This is a genomic window from Hymenobacter coccineus (genome assembly GCF_001816125.1).
In the GTDB taxonomy this organism is placed as follows: domain Bacteria; phylum Bacteroidota; class Bacteroidia; order Cytophagales; family Hymenobacteraceae; genus Hymenobacter; species Hymenobacter coccineus.
On sequence record NZ_MDZA01000201.1, the window covers coordinates 1 to 3,797 of the forward strand.

Genomic DNA, 3,797 nt, shown 5'->3' on the forward strand with positions numbered 1-3,797 from the left:
CCGCCGGTGCTGGGGGCCCCTGGCCTTGGTGCCCGTCAACTGGGGCCTGGAGGCTTGGAAGTGGCACCGCCTGGCCCGGCACCTCGAGCCCGTCACGTTTGGGCGCAGCCTGCGGGGCGTGCTGGTGGGCCTCACGCTGGGCTTCGCCACCCCCAACCGCGTGGGCGACTACGCCGGCCGCATCCTGGAGCTGAAAAGCCGCCGCGTGCGGGCCCTGGGGGCCGTGTTCCTGGGGCGCTACTGCCAGCTGGTGGCCACCGTGCTGGCCGGCGTGGCGGGCCTGCTGTACTTCCTGCTGACGTTTTACCTGACGGGTTTTCCGGCGGCGAAGCTGGGGGTAATTATCACGGCCGTAATAGTTTGCGCGCTGGTGCTGGTGCCGCTCTACCGCTCGCGGCTGCTGGTGGCGGCCCTGGGCCTGTGGCGGCCGCTGCGGCGGTTCCGGCCGGCGCTGGCCGTGATGCCCACCTACCCGGCGCGGGCGCTGCACGCGGTGCTGGCCATTTCGGGGCTGCGCTACGCCGTGTTTTGCGCGCAGTTTCTGCTGCTGTTGCGCGCCTACGGGGTAGGGGCTGGGCTAGGGCCCGGGCTAGCCGCCGTGTCCGGCACGTTCCTGCTGAAATCGTTGGTGCCCTCGCTGAACGCGCTGGCCGACGTGGGCGTGCGCGAGCTGTCGGCCACCCACTTGTTTGGGCTGCTGGGGCAGCCGGCGCTGCCGGTGCTCTCGGCCAGCCTCAGCCTGTGGGTCATCAACATTGCCCTGCCCAGCGCCGCCGGCCTGCTGCTGGTGCCGGGCCTGCGCGTGTGGCGCAGGCCGCAGCGCATGAGGGCGGCCGTGGTGGGGCCCCTGCTGCTGGCCGCGCCCGCGCTTTACGCCGGCGTAATGGTCTGGCTGCGCGGCGGTTGGCAACGCAGCCGCGCCGCTGCCGAAGCTGCGCAAGTAGCTGCGCAGGCTGCTGCTGGGGCCCCCAGCGAAGCAGCCGCTGGGGCTCCCGCAGCTGCCACGCTTCCCGGCAAAGCAAGCGCCGAAGCCCCCGGTGAAGCAGGCGTCAGGCTTCCCGGCGAAGCAGTTACCAGGGCCCCCGTAGCTGCCACGCTTCCCGACAAAGCAACCGCCGAAGCTCCCGCCGCCACGGCCGAAACTGCCGCCGCCGAAGATTCTGCTGCCCTAGCCGAAACTGATAGTGCCGAAGTAGCCAACGTCGCCGCCAGGGCCCCCGCCGCAGCGCAACCTCGCCGCGTCACCGGCGCCGCTGGGGCCCCCGCCGGAGCAGCAACTGCCACTGTCGCTGACGAAACCGCTGCCCCGCTGCTCTTCTCCGTCCTCATCGCCGCCCGCGACGAAGCCGCCGCGCTGCCCCAACTGCTGGCCGACCTCGCCGCCCAAACCCTGCCCGCCGCCCGCTTCGAGGTCCTCCTCGCCGACGACCACTCCACCGACGGCACCGGGGCCCTGGCGCGGGCCGCCGCCGTGGGCCTGCCGTTCCGGCTGCGGCTGGTGGAATTGTTGCCTGAGCAAACCGGCAAGAAAGCCGCCCCTAGTCGCTGCCCTGGCGCGGGCCGGGGCCCCCTGGCTCGTCTGCACCGACGCCGATTGCCGCCTGGGCCCCGGCTGGCTCGCCGCCTACGCCCGCCTGCTGGCTAGTGCCGCAACCCCTCCCCCGGCTACTCCCCAAAAGGGAGGGGGGCCAGTACCTGAACCGTTGAACGCACCCCTCCCTTTTGGGGAGGGGCCGGGGGAGGGGTTGCCCGATTTCATCAGCGGCCCGGTGCTGCTCACGGGGCCCGACACGTGGTTTCAGCGGCTGCTGGGGCTGGAGTTTGCGGGCCTGGTGGGCGTGGGCGGGGCCTGCATCGGCCGCGGGGCCCCCACCATGTGCAACGGCGCCAACCTGGCCTACCGCCGCGCCGCCTTCGAGGCCATCAACGGCTACGCGGCCCACGCCCACCTGGCCAGCGGCGACGACGAGTTCCTGATGCACCAGTTGCACGCCGCCCGCCCCGGCAGCGTGCGCTTCCTAGCCGATGCCGCCGCCGTGGTGCGCACCGCCGCGCCCGCCACCCTGGGGGCCCTGCTGCGGCAGCGCGTGCGCTGGGCCAGCAAGTGGCGCCACTACCAAAGCCCCGCCTCGCGCCGCCTGGCCCCGCTGGTGCTGGGCGCCAACGTGGCCCTGGCCGCCGGCGCGCGTGGGGCGCTGGCCTGGCCCGCGTTGGGGCCCTGGGTGGCCGCCGCCTGGCTGCTCAAGCTGGGCGCCGACTGGTGGCTGCTGGCCCCGGTGCTGCGGTTTTTGGGGACCCGGCGGTGGCTGTGGGGCCTGCTGCCGCTCCAACTGCTGTACGCGCCCTACGCGCTGGCCGTGGGCGCGCCGGCTGGCGCGGCGGGTACCGCTGGAAGGGGCGGGCGGTGCGGTGAGCTTGAGTCAAAATAAAAGCTCGGCAGGAGTAAGCTTATGGCCCGCTCAGCTGTTTATTTATACGGGGCATCACCTAATTTTTCAAGCACATGCGGACCAACTCGTTGAGTTTTGCGCTGACGGTGGGGATGGGGTTAATCGTGGTATTGATGTGCTACGCGGCGCTGAGCGCGGCGGGGCTGGTAGGGTTCGCGGCCGCTGACGTAGCTGCCGCAGTTCAAAGCGAAGAAGTAGCAATTAATCTTAAATCATCGGCACTAAAAGCCAAACGGACGGCTGGAATTGTGCAAGCACAAGCCAGCGCCAAAGATGCACTTGCCATACAAGCTGGTGATGCGCTTTTCAAAGCTAATTGCACCCAGTGCCACGCTATAAATGAGCAAGTAGTGGGCCCCGCATTGGCAGGTGTTACCAAGCGCCGCACCATCGCCTGGATCATTCCCTGGGTAAAGAACTCTGCCAAGGTGGTAGCCAGCGGTGACGAGTATGCCGTTGCGCTGTACGGCAAATTCCAGAAGCAGCAGATGCCTTCTTTCCAATTATCAAATGAGCAAATTCAGGATATAGTCGCATATATTGACTCACAAGAAGGGAGTGGAATAAGTGAGGGAAGTGAAGACCAAGCCATAGCGGCCAAATAAGCGAAGTACCATTGGCCGCCGGCTTTTAAACGAAATCTTCAATACCGCCCTCTGGAATTACCTTTACCCGCCGCTCTTTCCGCCTCCCGTGACCGACCCTGAATTCGACCTGCTCGACGAGCTGTACTTCGTCACCCCCTTCCGCACCTTGCTGGAAAAAACCGGCCTGCCCGTGGCCGAGCTGCGCGAGCAGCTGCGCAGCCTGCTTGAGCAGGGCCTGATTCGCAGCTACTGGCCCGACCCCGACACCGAGCTGGCCTACGAGCCCACCTCCTACGGCGCTATTGCCACCGATGCCAGCTTCCTGGCCTCCAAGGAGGGGCTGCTGCGCCACAACACCCGCTAGCCGTGGCCCCGCCCGTGCTGCCCGCCCCGCCGCCCGCGCCGGCCGCCCGCCCGCCGGGCTACTACGTGCGCCAGCGCCTGTGGCAAAACCGGCCCGCCGTGTTCGGCCTGGTATTCATTGCGTTGTGCGCGCTGGTGTCGGTGCTGGGCTACTGGATTCTGCCCGACAACTCGCCCGATGCCAGCCACGGCTTTGTGGCGCTGCAAAAGCAGGGCCCCGGCCTCACGGTGGAGTTCCTGCGCCGGCCGCTGCCCGATTCGGCGCTGGCCAGCCGTCCGTCCCCCAACCTTTTCCGCACCTGGTGGGGCGGCCGCGTGCCCCACCTATGAGGAAGCGCCCATTGCCGCCTACCGGGCCCTGGGGCCCGACTCCGGCCGTGGTGCGGCCCTGGGCCGA

The 3,797-nt window shown here is 68.9% G+C and carries 5 protein-coding genes; all 5 read left to right on the plus strand.

From position 1 onward, the window contains the following. On the plus strand, positions 1-1,645 hold a 1,645-nt coding region (locus tag BEN49_RS12450), incomplete at its 5' end, for a lysylphosphatidylglycerol synthase domain-containing protein (RefSeq protein WP_070743904.1). A gap of 58 nt (positions 1,646-1,703) precedes the next feature. Beyond that, a complete protein-coding gene (locus BEN49_RS12455; RefSeq protein WP_158022890.1) occupies positions 1,704-2,429 on the plus strand; it encodes a glycosyltransferase family 2 protein in 726 nt (241 codons plus the stop codon). 74 nt (positions 2,430-2,503) lie between these two features. Continuing rightward, a complete protein-coding gene (locus tag BEN49_RS12460) occupies positions 2,504-3,055 on the plus strand; it encodes a c-type cytochrome (RefSeq protein ID WP_070743908.1) in 552 nt (183 codons plus the stop codon). Between the two features lie 88 nt (positions 3,056-3,143). Then, on the plus strand, positions 3,144-3,401 hold the full coding sequence (locus BEN49_RS26920; RefSeq protein ID WP_070743910.1) for a hypothetical protein: 258 nt from the start codon (positions 3,144-3,146) through the stop codon (positions 3,399-3,401). A 2-nt stretch (positions 3,402-3,403) separates the two neighbouring features. Continuing rightward, positions 3,404-3,730 (plus strand): hypothetical protein, encoded by a 327-nt coding sequence (locus BEN49_RS12470; protein WP_070743912.1) that lies wholly within the window; start codon positions 3,404-3,406, stop codon positions 3,728-3,730. Positions 3,731-3,797 lie beyond the last annotated feature (67 nt).

Bases quoted from the DNA above. Each gene is read 5' to 3' on its own strand.
- BEN49_RS12460 (WP_070743908.1), top strand. From the start codon at position 2,504: ATGCGGACCAACTCGTTGAGTTTTGCGCTGACGGTGGGGATGGGGTTA.